The sequence below is a fragment of the Pseudomonas oryzihabitans genome, from assembly GCF_007665395.1.
Lineage (GTDB): Bacteria > Pseudomonadota > Gammaproteobacteria > Pseudomonadales > Pseudomonadaceae > Chryseomonas > Chryseomonas psychrotolerans_C.
The window spans coordinates 887,970-908,257 of record NZ_VDND01000001.1 but is presented as its reverse complement, the minus strand read 5'-3'; the positions used below and the strand labels follow the sequence as shown (position 1 = coordinate 908,257).

The 20,288-nt window shown below is 63.0% G+C and carries 13 protein-coding genes; 5 read left to right on the top strand and 8 right to left on the bottom strand.

Annotated features, from left to right (window positions below):
* Both FSV73_RS03945 and FSV73_RS03940 read right to left on the bottom strand, forming a co-directional pair.
* On the bottom strand, nucleotides 1-340 hold a 340-nt coding region (locus FSV73_RS03945), incomplete at its 3' end, for an aminotransferase class I/II-fold pyridoxal phosphate-dependent enzyme (protein WP_145004110.1).
* Nucleotides 341-578: 238 nt separating this feature from the next.
* Nucleotides 579-1,328 (bottom strand): COG4705 family protein, encoded by a 750-nt coding sequence (locus tag FSV73_RS03940; RefSeq protein WP_145004231.1) that lies wholly within the window; start codon nucleotides 1,326-1,328, stop codon nucleotides 579-581.
* An 847-nt stretch (nucleotides 1,329-2,175) separates the two neighbouring features.
* Between FSV73_RS03940 and FSV73_RS03935 the strand changes: the two genes are divergently transcribed.
* Nucleotides 2,176-4,368 carry a TonB-dependent siderophore receptor gene (locus tag FSV73_RS03935; RefSeq protein ID WP_145004108.1) on the top strand — a complete coding sequence of 731 codons (2,193 nt, stop codon included), beginning with the start codon at nucleotides 2,176-2,178 and terminating at the stop codon, nucleotides 4,366-4,368.
* Between the two features lie 355 nt (nucleotides 4,369-4,723).
* Here FSV73_RS03935 and FSV73_RS03930 read toward each other — a convergent pair whose 3' ends face one another.
* From FSV73_RS03930 to FSV73_RS03910, 5 genes are all read right to left on the bottom strand, one after another.
* A complete protein-coding gene (locus FSV73_RS03930) occupies nucleotides 4,724-6,016 on the bottom strand; it encodes a CitMHS family transporter (protein ID WP_145004105.1) in 1,293 nt (430 codons plus the stop codon).
* 67 nt (nucleotides 6,017-6,083) lie between these two features.
* Entirely contained in the window at nucleotides 6,084-6,776 is a 693-nt protein-coding gene (locus tag FSV73_RS03925; RefSeq protein ID WP_145004102.1) for an RraA family protein, read from the bottom strand.
* A 16-nt stretch (nucleotides 6,777-6,792) separates the two neighbouring features.
* Nucleotides 6,793-7,764, bottom strand: coding sequence for a hydroxyacid dehydrogenase (locus tag FSV73_RS03920; protein ID WP_145004099.1), 972 nt, complete (start codon nucleotides 7,762-7,764; stop codon nucleotides 6,793-6,795).
* A gap of 100 nt (nucleotides 7,765-7,864) precedes the next feature.
* On the bottom strand, nucleotides 7,865-8,749 hold the full coding sequence (locus FSV73_RS03915; RefSeq protein ID WP_145004095.1) for a LysR family transcriptional regulator: 885 nt from the start codon (nucleotides 8,747-8,749) through the stop codon (nucleotides 7,865-7,867).
* Nucleotides 8,750-8,959: 210 nt separating this feature from the next.
* A complete protein-coding gene (locus FSV73_RS03910) occupies nucleotides 8,960-9,757 on the bottom strand; it encodes a phosphodiesterase (protein WP_145004092.1) in 798 nt (265 codons plus the stop codon).
* Between the two features lie 549 nt (nucleotides 9,758-10,306).
* Between FSV73_RS03910 and FSV73_RS03905 the strand changes: the two genes are divergently transcribed.
* Nucleotides 10,307-10,756 (top strand): DMT family transporter, encoded by a 450-nt coding sequence (locus FSV73_RS03905; protein ID WP_145004089.1) that lies wholly within the window; start codon nucleotides 10,307-10,309, stop codon nucleotides 10,754-10,756.
* A 109-nt stretch (nucleotides 10,757-10,865) separates the two neighbouring features.
* Here FSV73_RS03905 and FSV73_RS03900 read toward each other — a convergent pair whose 3' ends face one another.
* Complete coding sequence (locus FSV73_RS03900; RefSeq protein WP_145004086.1) at nucleotides 10,866-11,837, bottom strand: endonuclease; 972 nt, start codon at nucleotides 11,835-11,837, stop codon at nucleotides 10,866-10,868.
* A 271-nt stretch (nucleotides 11,838-12,108) separates the two neighbouring features.
* Between FSV73_RS03900 and FSV73_RS03895 the strand changes: the two genes are divergently transcribed.
* Genes FSV73_RS03895 through FSV73_RS03885 form a run of 3 tightly spaced genes read left to right on the top strand, consistent with a single transcriptional unit; the run spans nucleotide 12,109 to nucleotide 20,143 of the window.
* Nucleotides 12,109-12,348 (top strand): hypothetical protein, encoded by a 240-nt coding sequence (locus tag FSV73_RS03895; protein WP_145004083.1) that lies wholly within the window; start codon nucleotides 12,109-12,111, stop codon nucleotides 12,346-12,348.
* Between the two features lie 37 nt (nucleotides 12,349-12,385).
* Nucleotides 12,386-18,463, top strand: coding sequence for a YDG domain-containing protein (locus tag FSV73_RS03890; RefSeq protein ID WP_186309143.1), 6,078 nt, complete (start codon nucleotides 12,386-12,388; stop codon nucleotides 18,461-18,463).
* 6 nt (nucleotides 18,464-18,469) lie between these two features.
* A complete protein-coding gene (locus tag FSV73_RS03885; protein WP_145004080.1) occupies nucleotides 18,470-20,143 on the top strand; it encodes a ShlB/FhaC/HecB family hemolysin secretion/activation protein in 1,674 nt (557 codons plus the stop codon).
* The last annotated feature ends 145 nt before the right edge of the window (nucleotides 20,144-20,288 follow it).

The window sequence follows — 20,288 nt, the reverse complement described above, 5'->3', positions numbered from 1 at the left end:
CGACGAACACCGGGGTGGCGCCGATCAGGGTGATCATGTTGGCGGTCGACACCCAGGTCAGCGCGGGGGTGATCACCTCGTCGCCTGGGCCGATGTCCAGCGCCAGCAGGGTCACATGCATGGCGGCGGTGGCCGAGCACAGGGCCACCGCATGGGCAGCGCCCACCGAGGCAGCGAAGCGCTCCTCAAGCGCATTTGCCTTTGGCCCGGTGGTGATCCAGCCGGAGGTCAGTGCCTCAGTGACGGCAGCCACTTCGTCGGGCCCAATGCTGGGACGGGAGAAGGGTAGGAAGGGCAGATCGACGTTGATGTTTCCCGAGTTTTGAAGCGCTTCTGTCATAACACGGCATCCAGTAACCAAAGTTCACTTGAGTTAGCGTAGCCCGTGTTTGGCGAAGCGCCTCATGGCATAGCTGGAGGTACTGTTTTGATCCGCTCTAAAGCGTTAAGTGACGGCAAATCGCCATGAAAGCCTTCTCTAGAGCGGGTGCAGTTCGATAACCCGATTCAATGTCTATGGGGTGTAAAAAAGCGTCCCTATTATTCCGCCTGCGATTGCTCGCACTTTTAGATCGGGACTAAGCTTGCTGGTTCTTGGATGTTGCGCGCTGATTGTTCATTGACGCATAGATGACCAGTGCCAGTAGAATCGAAAGCAATACCAACGAGGAGCCTACTGTGCCGAAGTCGAGGCCGCCATGGTCGTGGGGCTTGGTAAGTACGTCGCCCAAGGTGGCGCCGAAAGGACGTGTGAGTACGAAGGCAATCCAGAAGACCAGGACTGACGAAATCTTGCTGGTGTAATGAAGTATCGCCATCAAGGCGATGAGACTACCGATAAGCAGTGCGCCGCCGGCAAAACCCAAGCCCGAATCATCAGCCAGATAGTCACCTAGCGCTGTACCCAGGGTGTTCGAGAACAAAATCGCGAACCAATAGAAAAGCTCTGCCCTGCGGCTGGTGATGTTGCTTACTGAAAGGCTTCTTTCGCTCAGGTACCAGATGAGAAAGATGCCGGCGAGGATCGCGATCAAGATGGCTGAGCCGGTCGCGTAGCCCAAGCCCAGCGTGCGATCCATGAAGTCAGACAGCGTGGTTCCCGCCACACTGGTGGCCAGGATAACTGTCCAGTAGAGCGGTGGATGGTACCGGCGTACTGACAGCTGACCGATGAGAGTCGCTATGAAAAAGCTGATGAGGATGACTGAGCTCAGGGCATAGCCAACGTCCAACGTCATTGAAACGAGGTCGCCGGCCGTCTCACCCAACGTCGTTGCACAGATCTTCATGACCCAGAAAGCCAAGGTGATTTGCGGGAGTTTGTCCATTCGGGAGATACGCTTGGAAGAAGGGCTGGGCGGAATGGCCAGCGAGGTGCGCATCATCGCTTTCGAATTGTCAAAAAATAGTCATGCCGTGATCAAAAAAATATAAGGATTCTGTTTTTCTATCTCCTGGGAAGCAGCCATTTTCCTGGCTTGAGTAGCTGGGGTCATTCCTTCGAGTCGAGGCGTCCTCGTACATCGCTCACCCTGGCGCCCACCTCCTTGACCACCGTTTTTTACACGTCGGTAGAGATACCTGGTTTTCTCGACCAATAAAGAAGCTCGAATTTTTCGTTTATATTGATCAGCAGGCAGTCTTTTTCCTTGTCACGGATCATGCTCTTTTCTCTCGTGCGTTGACGCTTGCTTTAAATGATGGGGGCGCGGCTTTTTCGTCATGGGTCAGGGTATTGACTAAGGCTTGGCTCAAGTTTCAACGCGATACGTCGTTGGTATGAAGATAGGCTATCGACGGTGGTTCGGTAAAACGCTGGGCGCTACCGCCGCCAAGGGTTATCCGGTGCGGTGTTCTCGTACTACCCGCCCTCTGCTTCGACCGACCCGCAGCGCGCCGTGAGTGAAGCTGTCTGGGTGAGGTGTTCCCGCGCCATGGGGTTGTCGCCAGGGCGATGACCGAGGTGCCACGACAGAGGCAGCGGACGATCGACGATGGCGATTATTGGAAACACCGTGTAACAAACGGCCCATCGATGCTCCGCCAGAGGAAGTTGGAGGACCATCCGAGCACAGGCGATAGCGAAGCGGGGCGTGATTTAGATGATAAATATTATCGATAGCATGAGGTTGCGATATCATTTCGCCCTGCGTATCAGACTGGATGTCTACCTCAATGAAATCCCCGCGATTCACGGCCACGCCCCGCTGGCCGATCCTGCGTAACGCCTGCGCCTTTACCCTGGTTGCCAGCACCTTCCCTCAGGCGACCTGGGCTGCCGCGGCCGTGAGCGAAAAGCCGGTCGAGCTGGGTGAGGTCAACATCGAGGCAGCCGGCGATGGTCTCGACGAGACCACGAGCAAAAGCCAGGTGAGTTACCAGGCCACGCGCGCCTCGGTCGCGACCCGTACCGAAACACCGCTGGTCGATGTCCCCCAGTCGGTCAACGTGGTCACCCAGAGGGTCATCGAGGACCGCGCGCCGCTGAGTCTCGACGAAGCCATCAACGGCGTCAGTGGGGTCAAGCAGGGCAATACCCTCGGCGGTACGCAGGACGCGATCCAGAAGCGCGGCTTTGGCACCAACCGCGATAACTCGATCATGCGCGACGGCATGCAGTCGGTGCAGGCCCGTAACTTCACGCCCACCACCGAGCGTATCGAGATCCTCAAGGGGCCGGCCTCGATGCTGTATGGCGTCCAGGACCCGGGCGGCGTCATCAACGTCGTCACGAAAAAGCCCCAACCAGTGGCAGCCACCTCGCTCTCGGCCTGGGGAAGCAGTTTCGGTGGCGGCGGGACGCAACTGGACACCACCGGCCCGCTCGGCGAGAGCGCGCTGGCCTATCGCCTGATCATCGACGATCAGCACTACGACTACTGGCGAAATTTCGGGAGCATCGATCAGACGGTCGTCGCCCCTTCGCTGTCGTGGTCGAACACCGATACGGAGGTGCTGCTCGCCTACGAGCACATGGAGTACTCGGTACCCTTCGACCGGGGTACGCAGATCAATCCGCTCACGGGCAAGGTGCTGGACATCCCGCGCAATCGACGTCTCGACGAGCCCTTCAACGTCACCACCGGGCGTTCGGATGCGGTGAACCTCAGGGTCGCTCATCGCCTGAATGACGACTGGAAGCTCAACCTGGGCTACGGGTACAGCTACAACTACTACAACGACAACCAGTCACGCTTCATGTCGGCCAACTACACCACCGGCGCGGTGACCCGTCGGGCGGATGCCACGCGCGATGCGGAGCAGACCGCCCATACCGCCACGGTGAACGCGCTGGGCGATCTCCACTGGGGTGGTCTCCGCCATGAGCTGCTGGTGGGCGTCGACTACATGAAGAACGATCGCACCCTTGGCGATCTGCTGCGCAATAGCCAGCGCGTCGATTTCAATTTCAACAATCCGGTCTATGGCCGGGCGCCGTTGCCGAGTGTCGTCAGCGCCAGGGACAGCGACCAGACCGACGAGCTGAAGACCTACGCCGTCTTCCTCCAGGATTCGCTGCACCTGAGCGAGCGCTGGATCCTGCAGGGTGGCATCCGCTACGACCATTTCGATGAGGTCACCGGCAAGGGCCGGCCGTTCGTGGTCGGGTCCGATGTCAGTGACGGCAAGGTGGTTCCCCGGGTCGGCCTGGTGTACAAGCTCGATCCCGACTGGTCCCTGTACACCAGCTATACCGAGTCCTTCCGCCCCAATACGTCGATCGCCACGCCCATCGGCAACTTGCCGCCGGAGGAGGGCAAAGCCTACGAGATCGGGACCAAGTTCCAGAACGACTGGATCACCGCGACGGCGGCGCTCTTCAACATTGTCAAGGAAAACGTCCAGACGAGCGAAACCTGCGGCACGGAAACCTGCACCCGAGTATCGGGCAAGGTAAGGTCCCGGGGCCTCGAACTCGACGTGACCGGCGAGTTGGACGAGTTCTGGAGCCTGACGGGCAGTTACGCCTACACGGATACCGAGGTGCTGGAAGATCCGATCCTGAAGGGCCAGCCGATCGACGGGGTCTCCAAGCATACCGCCTCGCTCTATCTCACCCGCGACTTCGGGCGCTTGGGCGTGGGTGACCTGCGCGCCGGCGCTGGCGTTCGCTATATGAGTCGCTGGGGTGTCAACAATGGATCCGCGGGCAGCGCCAATCGGGAGTACTACCTGCCTTCCGCCCAGGTGGCCGATGCCTTCATCGCCTATCGTATCCCTCTCGAGAAGCAGGACCTGACTCTGCAGCTGAACCTCAAGAACGCCTTCGACGAGCGTTACTACGTGTCGTCCAGCGGTCTGGGTTCACCGGCGATCGTCATCGGCGAACCGCGGCAGCTCATCGCCAAGGCCACCCTGGCGTTCTGATCCGGACGCCTGAGTCGCGGACCCTGGCGAGGCGAAAGCGCCAGGGTCCCGGGCCTGGGCCTCCCAGAGAATCCGCTGTTGCCGGGCGCTGTTCCTACTGCCTGTAGGAGCATCCCAGCGATCGCTCCCTCACGACCTCGTCGCACAGCGACCTCACGCCGAGCCTGGGTGCCTCCCGCGCCGGGCGGTTGGTGCGCCGCCCCCGATCTATCCACTGCCGGTCCCGGCCGTTAAAGCGCGCAAGGCGAGACGCCTGCGTCGAGGCCAGAGTCTTTGGACCGGGACCTATGACGGTTGCCAGGCAGGTGCATCCGGCCGCTCTGTCGATCGGCAGGCTGGGTCACGCCGGTGATGGTTAACTGCGACCTGAGAGCGGCACCACGCCCGTGAGCAGTGCCACCAGCAGCAGGACCAGGCAACTGATCACCGACCATTTCAAGGTGAATTTCTGGTTTTCGGCATAGTCCAGCTTGAGCATGCTGACCACCAGGTAGGTGGACGCCACCAGCGGGCTGAGGATATGGACGGGCTGGCCGATCAGCGAGGCGCGGGCCATTTCCACCGCGCTGATGCCGTGGTGCTGGGCGGTTTCGGCGAGGATCGGCAGGATGCCGAAATAGAAGACATCGTTGGAGACCAGCCAGGTCATGGGAATGCTGACCAGCGCGGTGAGCACGGCCATGTAGGGTCCCAGGGCAGGGGGGATGACCTTGACCAGGCCACCCGCCACGGCGTTGGCCATGCCGGTACCGTTGAGGATACCGGTGAAGACGCCGGCGGCGAAGATCAGACTTGCCACCGCGAGGATCGGCGGCGCATGCAGGGCGAGTTGATCCTGCTGGGCCTTGAGGCCGGGGAAGTTGACGATCAGCGCCAGGCAGGCCGCGATCATGAACAGGTAGGCCAGTGGCAGCCATTCCAGGCAGAGGGCCAGGAGCAGGGCGCCGGTCAGCGCCCAGTTGAACAGCAGGCGCCAACCACCCTTGCCGCCGCCTTGGGGGTGATCGGCGAAATGCCCGTTCAGGTCGATGCTGCCGCCCAGGCGTGCCCGCTCACGGCGGCCGAACCACCAGGCCAGGCCGAAGGTATAGAGCACGCTGGCGAGCATGGCGGGCAGCAGCGGCACGAACATCTCCGCCATGTCCACGTGCATCGCGGTGGCGGCTCGCGCCGTCGGGCCACCCCAGGGCACCATGTTGCCCAACCCGGCGACCTGCAGCAGCAGGCAACATACCATCGGTAGCGAAAGGCCCAGGCGCCGGTAGATCGGCAGGAACGCGGAGAGCACGATCATGTAGATCGTCGCCCCATCACCGTCGAGCGCCACGATGAAGCCCAGGGCTACCGTGCCGATGAAGATGCGCACCGGATCGCCACGCACCGCGCCGACGATGCGTGCCACCAGGGGGTCGAACATGCCCGCTTCGGTCATGGTGAGGAAATAGAGCATGGCGAAGATCATCAGGACGCCATTGGGCGCGACCATTCTCACGCCGTCGATGACGAACTTGCCCATCTGGGCATCGAATCCGCCGATCAGGGCGAAAACGGTGGGGATCAGGATCAGCGCGGTGAGGGCGGATAGCCGCTTGCTCATCAAGGCATAGATGAAGCAGGCCAGCATGGCGCAACTGAGCGTAATCAGCATGATTGGACCTTTTTCTTATAGTTGTCAGGCAGGCGAGGCCGGTCTGCCACCGGCCTCGGAGGTCGCGCTAGAGGGGCAGTCCCTTGGCGCGCAGCAAGGCATCGAAGCGCTCGGGATCGGCCGTGCCTGCTTCGTTGGTCTTGCGGATGCTCGCTTCGCGCGCCAGGTGTGCCTGGGTGCGGGGCAGTAGCGCGGCGACCTCTTCGGCACGGACCGCCAGCACGCCATCGGCATCGCCCAGCACCAGATCGCCGGGCAGGACGGCCAGCCCGGCGCAGGCAATGGGGACGTTGATCTCACCGGGCCCGTCCTTGCTCGGTCCACGGTGGGTGTGGCCGGCGGCGAAGATCGGGACGATGCCTTCGGCGAGTTCTTCGAGGTCACGGACGGCACCATCGATGACGATGCCACCGAGCTGCACGCGCAGCGCCGTGGTGCGGACCAGCCCGCCGATCACCGCCTGGCTGGTATCGCCGCCACCATCGATGACCAGGATGTCGCCGGGTTGGACCATCATCAGGGCCTTGTGCACCATCAGGTTGTCACCCGGGCGGACGCGCACGGTAAAGGCCGGCCCGCACAGTTTCAGCGAGGGGTCGCCATGGTAGGCGCGCAGGCCACGGGCGCCGATGCAGCGCCCCAGGCAATCGCCGGCGACGGCGACCGGAACCGGCCGGAAGGCCTCCACCAGCGAGGGATCCAGGGTGTTGACGCGGGGATTGATCCGGTAGCCCGCAGGCCATTCAGCGGTAGTCGTCATCGCATACCTCGGGGGGTCAGGAAAGGACGTCAGGATTGACGCAGGCCTCCACGGCGGGCGGATGGCCGTCGAGGAAGCCGAGTACGTTGCGGACGGCGCCGGTGGCCATGGCGGCCAGCGCGGCGGGTGTGGAGCCACCCACGTGCGGGGTGAGCACGACGTTATCCAGGGCGAGCAACGGGCTGTCCGGTGACAGCGGTTCCTCCGCCGTGGTGTCCAGGCCGGCGCCGAACAGCCGGCCGGCGCTCAGGGCCGCGACCAGGGCAGGCTCGTCGATCACTTCGCCGCGGGCGGTATTGATCAGCAATGCGTCCGCGGGCAGGGCGGCGAGTTCGGCGCTACCTATCAGGCCACGGGTTTGCGGCGTCAACGGGATGTGCAGCGATAGCACCTGGCTGAGGGGCAGCAGCTCCGCCAGCGTCGCGACCCGTCGCGCCCCCTGCAGATCGGCAGCGGCCGGTAGGAAGGGATCGTAGACGACCGCCTGCATCCCCAGCGCCTGGCAGGCGCGCCAGAGCCTACGGGCAACCTGGCCGAAGCCGACGAGGCCGAGGGTACGGCCGTTCAGTTCCAGGCCGTCCTGGGCACGCGACCAGCGACCGGCGCGGAGCTCGGCGTCCATCCAGCTGATCCGACGAGACGCGGCCAGGAGCAGGCCAAGCGCCATCTCCGCTACGGATTGGGCATTGGCGCCGGGGGTGACATAGACCGGAATGCCCCGTGCCGTCGCGGCCTCCACGGCGATATTGCTCACCCCGACGCCGTGCTTGCTGATCACCTTGAGGTGCCGGGCGGCAGCGATCGCGGCGGGGGTCAGGTCGAGGGTGCGGGAGATGATGGCGTCGACCGGCTCCTGGGCCAGTAACCGCTCGATATCGGCGGGGCCCTGTCCCTGGGGGATGTAGAGCACCCGATGGTGACCGGCGTCGAGCAGGGCGCGTCCGGCGGGCGCCAAGGTGGGCGCCGTGACGAGGAGGGTGTAGGGCATGAGTGAGCTCCGGCTGTCGTTCTTGTCAGCCGAGTATTGCGGCACTCATCCTTCGATTCCATTGGCGATTTCTCACTTAACCTTTCCTGCAGGGAAAGGGTCAGGCAGAGGCACTCAGTAATTCGATGAACCTGGTGGTCGCCGGGGAAAGGTAGCTGCCTGCTCGACGGAGGATGCCGAAGCGGCGTTCCAGGGTCAGGGCATTGGCTGCGACCGCCACCTCGACCAGGTCGTAGGCGCGGCCGAAGGTGCTGAGGTTGCGCCGCGAAATGAAACTCAGCAGCCCGGTTTCCGCGATCAGTTGCGGTGCGGCCGCGATCGAGTTGGTGACGATCGCCACGGCCGGGGGCGGCTGGCCGTGGCGGACGAAGGCCGCGTCCAGCCACTGGCGCGTGGCAACGGTGGGCGGCGACAGCAACCAGCGGTGGTGGGCGAAGCGGCTGAGCGCGACGGCTACGCCGGTCGAGAGTGGATGGTCGCGATGGGCGACCACCACCACTTCGTCCGCACTGATCGGCTGCTCGTGCAGCTCTTCATCATCCTGCCCGAGGGGACCGACCACGATATCCAGCAGGCCCTTGCGCAATAGATCGCGCAGCACATCGTTCATGCCGATCTGCAACTCGACCACCACCGCCGGTGCTTCCATCTGCAGCGCACTGCAGGCGGCGGGCAGCAGGTAGTCGGCGCTGGTGGCCGCGGCGCCGACGCGTACGCTGCCGCTCAGCCCCTGGCCGAGGGAAGCGGTCTGCCTTTGGGTCTGGTCCAGCAGGCGCTCCACCTGGACGGCATTGGTCAGCAGCAGGTGGCCGGCTTCCGTGAGGCGGATGCTGCGTCCGACGCGCTGGAAGAGCTCGGCGGCATACTGGGCTTCCAGCCGGTCTATGCATTTGGAGAGCGCCGACGGCGAGAGGTGCAAGGCTTCGGCGGCGCGGCCGAGATGGCCCAGCTGGGCCACCTTGATGAAATAGACGAGGTCGCGCATGGCATTGCCTTCGTTCGGCTGCAGGTCATGGCTTCCGAGTGTGCAGCCTGGATCGGTGTTGGGCCAGCCTGGGTCGCGTGGGGTCTTGGCCGGTTCGCCTCCTGGGGCATGCCGAATATTGTGGTGCGTTGGCCATTGCCGGCGTCCTCCATTCCTGGTCAGAACGCCGCGTCCGGGTGAGTCGCCACGCTGGAGCAGGCCAGTCGTCGCTCACGCGAAGGGGTAGGGCCCAGGGAAGTCACCCACCGGATACCAGTGGGTGATCAGCCCTGCGGAGGTCCAGTGGTGGAGGAGGAGCGCCGGTGGCTCGACATAGGAGGCTTCGGTCGCCCGCGCGTCCAGGCGCAGGGCGATCGCGGTGGTGGTACTCGGCGCCGTGCACAGCAGGGTGCCGGCGAAGCGCAGGGTCATGAAGCGATGGAGGTGACCACAGAGGATGCGCTCGACGACGGGGTAGTCGCGTACCACCTCGGCCAGCCGCTCGCCGTTCAGGCATTTGTAGGCATCGATGTAGGGGATGCCGCTGTCGACGGGCGGCTGGTGCATGAATATCAGGGTCGGGGTGTCCGGTGCCTCGTCGAGTCGCTGGCGCAGCCAGTGCGCATGGGCGGCGGTGACGTCGCCGTGATGCTGGTTCGGCACGCCGATATCGAGGGCGATGATACGCAACGGCCAGTCTGGACGCGCATGGACGGCGCTCCAGTCGAGCAGGTTTGGCGTAGGGCATTGCCCCGGGAAGTAGCGCGCCATCACCTGACGATCGTCATGGTTGCCCGGCAGCATCAGGATAGGCACCTGCAAGGGGGCCAGCAGCTGCCGGGCCTTTTCGTAGGCGGCCGGACTGCCGCAGTCGACCAGGTCGCCACTGAAGAGGATCACATCCGGTTGTGGTGCCAGCGCCAGCAAGGTCTTGACCGCCGCGTCGAGCATGGCGTTGGCATCGACCTGGTCCTGGTAGCGCTGGCCAGCCGGCCTGACATGGGTGTCGGAGAACTGGGCTATCAACATGCGGCTTCCTCTTCAATGGAGCTGGAGCAGTGGCCAAGGAGTCGGCGACGCAGCCGATGCTGCGCCGCCGGACGGTCAGCACGCCGGGCAGCGGGTAAGCAGGCAACCGTCGTCGGCGCCGGCTCGTCGAAGGACAGTAGCAGGATGGGGGCGACTACCGCTCCCGAGACGGACGCCAGGCGTTGAGCGGGTCTGGCAAGGCGGCATCGAGGGTCTCGCGGGGGGGGTCGATTTCTCGCGGCCAGGCAGGACCAGGAGTTCAGGCGTTGGGGCGGAAGGAGGTCCAGGAAGACCGAGCCCCCTCTCGCGACCCCTGTTGCCCAAGGAGCTCGCCGCGGTGATCCAGGGGCGGCCACTCCTGCGACGAGCGGCGTCGCTCACGTTCATCAGTGGAACCGGGCGCGGGAAGCGGCTTGGGCCCCGTCGCAGAGCCGTTCGTAGCCTTGCTGTCGGCACTTTTGCAATCAGCGCCTAGTCGTAACCTTGGCTCGCCTGGTCGGTGACTCGGCCCTGCGCCTTTCCTCTACGGTCCGCACTGAGACGACTACCATGAATATCGCGAATTCTGCTTACCTGCTCATCGTAGTTGCCGGGTTCCTGCAGGCCGCCGGCGCGGCGATGAACGGCTCGCTCAACAAGGCGCTGGTGAACCCCTGGCTGGCCACCTCGGTCTCCTTCGTGATGGTCACCTTCGTGTCCGTTGGCCTGCTGATCTGCATGCCCAAGCCCCTGCCGTCGGTCAGCCAGATTGGCGACATGCCCTGGTGGGCGCCGCTGGGGGGCATCGCCGGTGCCGTCGCGGTGTTTGCAGGGCTGATCTTCATCCAGCGTCTCGGCGCGGCACCGGTGAATGGCGTCACCATCACCGCAAACCTCATCGCCAGCCTGGTGATCGATCATTTCGGCCTGTTTTCCATGGAACAGCACGCGCTCAACGGCTGGCGGCTGCTGGGGGCGGTGTTCATGATTGCCGGTGTCGTCCTGATCGCCCGGTTCTGAACGACGAATTCCGCTACCTCGCTGGACGCCTTGGCAGCGCTGCCCGGTATTCCGAACTGGATAGCGCCGCGCCGCTATCAGGGCAAATCCGGCTTTAGTAGCAGCGACCTCAGTGCGCGCAGTTACCGGCCTTGGTGAAACCCGCCGCCTTCGCTTCGCCTTCCGAGGCGAAGGGGACCTGGTTCCTGGGCGAAACCTGGGTGTAGCCCGGGCACCCCGCGGGCAGGTGATAGACGTGGCTGTTGCGATTGCCGATGACCAGTCCCGGGTGGGCTTGCACGGGGCTATCCGGCTGCTTCGGCGCGACGGGCGCGGGTGTCTTCGACGGCAGGGGACTCACCACGCCGTCGCCGACCGGGGTATAGCCCAGGGTCCAATGCCGCTCGCCGGACACGAAGGGATTGGGGTGGCCCATTACCGCGGCGATTCGTTGATCACGCTCGCGCTCCCACGCCGTGACCGGGTGCTGCTGATCCCACGCCATGAGCAGTTGCTGCTGCTGGCGGGACATGTTCAAGGCGTATCGGTCGAACATGTAGAAGGTGACGCGGGCGACCAGCCCTTTGACGTCATCGCGCGGTTCCGCTGCGCGATCCTGGAAGTCGATCTTCGTCGCGCACCGACCGTACTGAGGCTGCACGCCCTGAGCCATCCCATAGTTGAAATTCGCCCGATCGCCGTTCACCTCGCCGACGGCGGGGTAGAGGTTGAACAGGTCGGCCTCCATGGCACGGAAGACCGGATCATCGGCCACGCAATGCTTCCGTCCGCCATTTTGCCAGCACTGCCGCTGATGGCCGAAGGTCCAGGCCGGCACCATGTGCTCCCACTCCGTGCGCTCGCCGCGAGTCTCCTGCTTGCGGGCCTGGTAGCCACAGGACGCGGCATCGACGCGTCCGCCAGACGCGCCGACCCACTGCCATTGGCAGCCGCAATACAGGTCGCCTTGGGCACTCGTGTTCTGGTCGAAATAGACTTTTTGTCTGGCGATTACCTTGGCTTCACCGAAGGTATCAGGCGCTGCCGCCTGAGCGGAGGCAGCGAGCAGGGTGGTCAGCAAGAGCGAAAGCAGAAGGCGCATGAATCTCTACAGCTCGAATAGGGCGCCGAATTGTATAGCTTTTGTTGGAGGGGCGCGGCTGGAGCTTAGCGTGGGCACCCTGTTGCCGTTCAGAGGTGCCAGGCAGCCGCAGATCGGGGTGAGACTGGCGTCTCAGACGAGGCGGGTGAATTATCCAGGGCAGGCAAAATCGTCTTACCAGTGACGGCGCTAGTAACGGTGTTAGGTGAGACCACTGTGTAGGTTCGGCAGGGAGCGAAAGCGCCCAGCTTCGCTCCATACCGCCATTCCGATGACCAATGCGCAACGTGAATCCAGCTTTGCCGCCTTGAGCTCCATGGATTCGACGGAGATCTATCGTTGGAATAGTTTTTCTATAGCGATCATTCAAGGCCTGGCGCCATTGGCCGAGATAGAGCGTATCGAAGCCCTCGTCCCGAAGGTGATGCCGCCACAGTGGAAGCCTGACCTTGATCAGCGTGTAGTGGCCCACCTCAAAAAATTCAACGAAACCCAAGACGCGCCGCTGTAAGGCGGCTCGCGCGCCGGCCGTAGCCAAGGAAAAGAAGATGCGACACGCAACCCTGAACCACATCTACCGTTTGGTATGGAGCGATCTGCACCAAACGTGGGTTGCGGTCTCCGAGCTCACCCGGGGTCAAGGAAAGAAAGTTACCCGTAAACTCAGCGCGGCAGTGGTCGTGACCGCCAGTATGGTGGCACCTCTCGCTCATGCAGGACCGACGGGGGGGCAGATCACCGCCGGCAGCGGCACGATCAATCAGTCTGGCTCGACCACCACGATCAACCAGGGCAGTCAAAATCTCTCGTTGAACTGGCAGTCGTTCAACACCAGCGCCTCAGAGACGGTCAACTTCTCGCAGCCTTCGACGTCCGCGATCGCCGTCAACCGCATCGGCGATCAAAACCCCACCCAGTTTCTGGGCAAGCTCAACGCCAATGGCCAAGTCTATCTGATCAACCCCAATGGCATCGTCTTCGGCTCTGGCGCTCAGGTAAACGTCGGCGGTTTGGTGGCCTCCACGCTGGATATCAACGACAGCGCCGCGTCGGGCAATGCGCGGACCTTCAGCGGTACAGGCGCTGGCAGTGTCGTCAACAAGGGCACCATCAACGCTGCGAACGGTGGCTATGTCGCGTTCGTCGGCAAGCAGGTCCAGAACCAAGGCACGATCACGGCACCCGGCGGCGCGGCGGCCTTGGCTGCCGGCAGTGAGGTGACCCTATCCTTCACTGGCGACAAGCTGGTGAATCTGCAGATCAACAAGAGCACTGTCGATACCCTGGCGGAAAACGGCGGCCTGGTGCAAGCCGACGGTGGTGCGGTGTGGATGTCCGCGGGCGCACGCGACACGGTCCTCGCCAGTGTGGTGAACAACACTGGCATCGTGCAGGCGCGCAGCGTGCAGAACGTCAATGGCACCATCGTGCTGGAGGCCGGCAGTGCAGGCACCACGACCAACGAGGGAACGCTGGACGTGGCAGGCGTAGCTGCCGGCCAGCACGGTGGTAGCGCCAAGGTCCTGGGCGGGACGGTCAATCTGACTGCCAACAGCCGAATCGATGCGTCCGGTGATACGGGCGGTGGCTCAGCGCTGATCGGGGGCAATTTCAAAGGTCTTGGATCTGAACAGCGGGCGACGAACACCACGGTCGCCGCGGGCAGTCGGATCGAAGCGGATGCGCGCAGCAGTGGAAATGGTGGTCAGGTTGCCGTCTGGTCGGACGGGGCGACCCGCTTCGACGGCCACATCAGTGCCCGTGGTGGTAGGGCGAGCGGTAACGGCGGCAGCGTCGAGACCTCCGGTAAGCACCTGACGATCGGTTCGAATGCCTCTGTCGTCACGCTGGCGCCTAATGGCCAGACCGGAGATTGGTTACTCGACCCAGACGACTTCACCATTTACTCCGACGGCAATAGTACCGGCGATATCAAGGATACCGATGTGACGGCCGCCCTGCAGTCGTCCAACGTGACCATCAAGACTGGCGCGACGACGACCTGTACTGGCGGCCTAACCTGCACGGGCCACAGCGGCAACGGCGATATCATCTTGGCTAATGGCGCGCTGATCGGCGGGTCGAACTGGACCAGTGGCACCACGCTTACCTTAAGCGCCTACCGAAACATCGAGCTGCAGGGTACCGCCAATCTTGATTCTGGCTCAGCCACCGGCAACATGATCCTGCGGTCGGATAACACGGGTACGGGCACCGGCACCGTCCTTCTTAGCAACGAATCAAATATCTTCGGGAATAGCACCGGCACGGTTCAGATCTACTACAACCCGAGCAGCTATACCTCGCCGACCAATTACGCGGGTCTCACCGATGTCAACGGTGATCCGCTGATCAGAATGCCGGATGCCAGCAAGCTCAGTACCTACATGTACGTGAACCTGGCAGCGGTCATCGGCAACAAGACCTACGACGGCAGCACGGCCGCTTCGATCAGCTCGGCTACCGTACGCGGTGGTGTCCCCTCGGACGTGACTGTCGACACCAGCGGTGCCACTGCGACATTCGCCGACAAGAACGTGGGCACCGGCAAAGCGGTTACGGTTTCCGGTATCACGCTGAGCGGTTCCGGCGCGTCTAAGTACGCGCTCAATGGTCTGGATAGCAGCACCGCCTCAATCAGCAAGCGCGACCTGAGCCTGTCCGGTATTTCAGCTAACAACAAAACCTACGACGGCACGACGAACGCCACGATCTCTGGCAGCGCCGTGGTATCAGCACTCGGTAGTGATGTGGTCAGTGTGTCGGGGAGCGGTACAGGTAGTAGCTTCGCTGACAAGAACGCCGGCACGGGCAAGGCGGTCACGGTGAGTGGCTACACCCTCACGGGCGCTGACGCGGGTAACTACAATCTGGTTCAGCCTACCGGCCTGACAGCGGATATCGCCAAAGCCAACCTCAGCGTGACGGGCGTTTCCGCGGCCAACAAAACGTACGACGGCTCCACCGCCGCAACCGTGGTGGGAACCGCCACCGTCAATGCCTTCGGCAGCGATGCGGTCGCCGTCTCGGGCGGCGCGAGTGCCAGTTTCGGCGACAAGAATGCCGGTAGCGGCAAGGCCGTCACGGTCAGTGGCTATACCCTGAGCGGCGCCGATGCGGGTAACTACAACCTGGTCCAACCGTCTGGCCTGACCGCCACCATTGGCAAGGCTTCCTTGGTGTTGGGCGGTGTGAGCGTCAGCGACAAGGTCTACGATGGCACCACGGCAGCGACCCTGTCGGGTACCGGCTCGGTCAGCGCGATCGGTGGCGATGTGGTGTCGGTGCAGGGTAGCGGCAGCGCCGTCTTTGCCGATAAGAACGCGGGCGCCAACAAGGCAGTGAACGTCAGTGGCTACAGCCTGAGCGGCGCCGACGCAGGCAATTACAACCTGGTCCAACCGTCTGGCCTGACCGCCACCATCAGCAAGGCTGATCTGTTGCTGACGGGCTTGGGCGTCAATAACAAGGTCTACGATGGAACCACCGCGGCAACCCTCTCGGGTACCGGCTCGGTCAGTGCGTTCGGTAGTGACGTAGTCTCGGTCGCCGGTAGCGGTAGCGCCGCCTTCACGGACAGGAATGCAGGCAGCGGTAAGGCCGCTACCGTCAGCGGCTTTACCCTGACCGGCGCCGATGCCGGTAACTACAATCTGGTTCAGCCTACCGGTCTGACGGCGGATATCGCCAAAGCCAGTATCAGCGTGACGGGAGTCGCCGCGGCCAACAAAACGTACGACGGCACCACCGCCGCAACCGTTGTGGGAACTGCCACCGTCAGCGCCTTCGGCAGCGATGCGGTAACCGTCTCGGGTAGCAGTAGTGCCAGCTTCGCTGACAAGAATGCCGGCACCGGGAAAGCCGTTACGGTCAGTGGCTACAGCCTGAGCGGCGCCGATGCGGGCAACTACAATCTGGTCCAGCCTAGTGGTTTGACCGCAAGCATCAGCAAGGCCTCCCTGGTATTGGCAGGGCTGGGTGTCAGCGACAAGGTCTATGACGGCACTACGGCAGCGACCCTGTCGGGTACCGGCTCGGTCAGCGCGATCGGTGGCGATGTAGTCTCGGTAACGGGCAGCGGTAGCGCCAGCTTCGCTGACAAGAATGCAGGGGCCAATAAAGCAGTGAACGTCAGCGGCTACAGCCTGAGCGGCGCGGATGCTGGCAACTACAACCTGGTCCAACCCTCCGGCCTGACCGCCACCATCAGCAAGGCTGATCTGTTGCTGTCGGGCCTGGGTATCAGCAACAAGGTCTACGATGGCACCACCGCGGCAACCCTCTCGGGTACCGGCTCGGTCAGTGCGTTCGGTAGTGACGTAGTCTCGGTCGCCGGTAGCGGTAGCGCCGCCTTCACGGACAGGAATGCAGGCAGCGGTAAGGCCGCTACCGTCAGCGGCTTTACCCTGACCGGCGCCGATGCCGGTAACTACAATCTGGTTCAGCCTACCGGTCTGACGGCGGATATCGCCAAAGCCAGTATCAGCGTGACGGGAGTCGCCGCGGCCAACAAAACGTACGACGGCACCACCGCCGCAACCGTTGTGGGAACTGCCACCGTCAGCGCCTTCGGCAGCGATGCGGTAACCGTCTCGGGTAGCAGTAGTGCCAGCTTCGCTGACAAGAATGCCGGCACCGGGAAAGCCGTTACGGTCAGTGGCTACAGCCTGAGCGGCGCCGATGCGGGCAACTACAATCTGGTCCAGCCTAGTGGTTTGACCGCAAGCATCAGCAAGGCCTCCCTGGTATTGGCAGGGCTGGGTGTCAGCGACAAGGTCTATGACGGCACTACGGCAGCGACCCTGTCGGGTACCGGCTCGGTCAGCGCGATCGGTGGCGATGTAGTCTCGGTAACGGGCAGCGGTAGCGCCAGCTTCGCTGACAAGAATGCAGGGGCCAATAAAGCAGTGAACGTCAGCGGCTACAGCCTGAGCGGCGCGGATGCTGGCAACTACAACCTGGTCCAACCCTCCGGCCTGACCGCCACCATCAGCAAGGCGGATCTGCTGCTGTCGGGCCTGGGTATCAGCAACAAGGTCTACGATGGCACCACCGCAGCGACCCTCACAGGCACCGGCTCGGTCAGTGCCTTCGGTAGTGATGTGGTCTCGCTCACGGGCAGTGGCAGCGCCAATTTTGCCGATAAGAATGCAGGCAGCGGTAAGGCTGCTTCCATCAGCGGCTTCACCCTCAGTGGTGCCGATGCCGGTAACTACAATCTGGTTCAGCCTACCGGCCTGACGGCGGATATCGCCAAGGCCAATATCAGCGTTACGGGTGTCGCCGCAGCAAACAAAACCTACGACGGCACTACTGCGGCGAACGTAGTAGGGACGGCCACCGTCAATGCCTTCGGTAGCGATGCGGTAACCGTCTCGGGCAGCGCGAGTGCCAGTTTCGGCGACAAGAATGCCGGTGGCGGCAAGGCCGTCACGGTCGGTGGCTACACCCTGAGTGGCGCCGATGCGGGTAACTACAACCTGGTCCAACCGTCTGGCCTGACCGCCACCATTGGCAAGGCTTCCTTGGCGTTGGGTGGTGTGAGCGTCAGCGACAAGGTCTATGACGGCACCACGGCGGCGACCCTGTCGGGTACCGGCTCGGTCAGCGCGATCGGTGGCGATGTGGTGTCGGTGCAGGGTAGCGGCAGCGCCGTCTTTGCCGACAAGAACGCGGGCGCCAACAAGGCAGTGAACGTCAGTGGCTACAGCCTGAGCGGCGCGGATGCTGGCAACTACAACCTGGTCCAACCGTCCGGCCTGACCGCCACCATCAGCAAGGCGGATCTGCTGCTGTCGGGCTTGGGTATCAGCAACAAGGTCTATGATGGCACCACCGCAGCGACCCTAACAGGAACCGGTTCGGTCAGTGCCTTCGGTAATGACATCGTCTCGGTAGTGGGCGGCGGTAGCGCCAGTTTTGCCGACAAGAACGTCGGCAATGGCAAGGCCGTAACGGTTGGTGGCTACGCCCTCGGCGGCGCCGATGCCGACAACTACCGACTTATCCTCCCCTCGAGCTTTACGGCGAACATAACGCCTGCCTCTCTTACCCTGTCCGGCATCACTGCCAGCGACAAAGCCTTTGACGGTACGCAAACGGCCAGCATCGATACCGGCAACGCGGTATTGGCCGGGCTCCTGGGTGGGGATGCCGTCGGCCTGGTTTCGAGTGGTGCCTTCGCGGACGCTGCCGTAGGCAATGGAAAGCTCGTCACCTTGAGCAACGGTTTGAATGGTCGCGATAGTGCCAACTACACCCTGACTGGCCAAACCACGACGCTGGCCAGCATTACCGCGATCCCTGCCGCCCCGGCTGCAGCTCAACCCGCAACGCCGCTCGTTACCACGGGCTCGCTCCAGACAACGCAGAACGCGGTCGCTCAGGTGCAGTCGGCAGTGCTGCCCGTCCAGGCCACTGCCCAGCCACGCGCGTTGAGCCTGTCGTCGACCCTGGAGGTACGTGAATCGCAACAGGACGGCGTTGCCGGTAATGCGCGCACCGGCAATAACGGCAATACGGCTTTCGTGAATACCTCCGTCGGCTTCGGTACCCAGGCACCGATGCTCAGTATCCAGAATGGCGGCGTTCAACTGCCTCCTGTCGCTGTCAGCGTCTCCCAGTAGGTCTTCATGAACAATAGAAACGTTTTCGCACTGGCCTATAAACCGCTGGTTGCCGCTGTCTTCCTGAATGGCCTCGCCGCGCCGGTTCACGCCCAGGTCCCGCCGGACGCCGGGACCATCCTGCAGCAGTTGCAGCCGACCTTGCCGTCTTCACCGCCGTCGTCCGCGCCTTCGTTGCAGACGCAGCCGAAGACCACTGCGACGTTGCCGGAGTCGGCTCCTTTCTTCGTCAAGCAGCTCCGGATAACGGGCAATACGATAGTTCCCACCGACGCTCTTCACGGCCTCGTCGTCGGCGAGGAAGGGAAGTCGTTGACCTTGCGCCAAGTGGGTGACCTTGCCGGTCGGATCACCGCCTATTATCAGAATCATGGCTACCAGCTGACGCGGGCGATCATTCCCGCGCAGACCATCCGAGACGGGGTGGTCACCATCCAGGTGATCGAAGCTCACTATGGCAAGGTGCAACTCGATAACCAGAGCGAGGTACGCGATAGTCTCCTGCAGGCTACGATCGCGCCGCTGCACAGTGGCTCGGTGATCGATGACGGCTCGCTCAACCGCAGCTTGCTGTTGCTGTCCGACATCCCTGGTGTCGGGGTCGCGGCGACCCTCAAGCCTGGTAGCGATGTCGCGACGTCCGACTTGACTGTCGCGACCAAGCAAAATCCCAGCGCCTTTGCCAACGTATCGCTAGATAACTACGGCAACAAGTACACCGATCGTGGACGCCTATCGGCCAACTTCAATGTACTCAATCCGCTTCACCTGGGGGACGTGCTCAGCGCTACGCTGCTGACAACCGGGAGCGGGATGAACTATGGGCGTTTCTCCTATGAGGCGCTGATGAATGGGCAGGGGACCCGCGCTGGCGCGTCCTATTCCTATCTTCGCTATCGATTGGGCGACAATATCTCGGACCTGGACGCCAATGGCACCGCCATGGTGGGGAGCGCCTGGGTACGGCATCCGCTGATGCGGAGTCGCACTGCTAACGTCTACGTCCAGGCGCAATTCGACCGGAAGCAGCTGGACGACCGTATCGATGCGACCGACTTGCGGACCGATAGGCATCTGAACAACTGGGTGCTGGGGCTCAATGGCGATCTCCGCGACGATGTTCTCGCGGGCGCCATCAACCTCTGGAGCGTGGGCGTCACGAGCGGGCGGGTCGTGTTCGACGAGGTCAACACGGCGGCGCAGGCGCAAGGTAGCTTCTCCAAGTTCAACCTCAATCTTTCCCGGCTGCAGGGACTCACGCCTACCAATGCGCTCTATGTGAACGTGGCGGCGCAGTGGAGTGATGTGAACCTGGATTCTGCGGAGAAAATGACGATTGGTGGTCCGTATAGCGTACGGGCGTATGACATAGGCGCGCTCTCGGGTGATACCGGCTACGCGGGTACTGTCGAACTACGCCATGACCTGGGCTCAGGTCCGGTGGGTTACTGGCAAGCGATAGCCTTCGTGGACAGTGCTTATGTGAAGGTCAATCGTCATCCAACCGGCAACGCCGAGAACAGTGGCAGCCTGTCCGGTGCCGGCGTCGGCCTCAATTGGCGGGGGCCGGATCAGTGGCAAGGATCGCTCTCCGTCGCCAACCGGATCGGTAGCGAGCCTTCCCTGGTGGTAGACCAGTCACCGGTGAGAGGGTGGGTCACGGTAAGTAAGGCGTTCTGAGACGCAGCGCGCCCTAGTCCGCTCAGCGCTCGATCGGCAGGAGCCGGCCCTGTCGATCGAATCGGCCCGAGTCTGCTTGTGCAGATCCCTGGTCGAGACGCAGCGGGCCGGTCCGCCTCGGAAAGGCTTTCGATCAGGTAGTTGG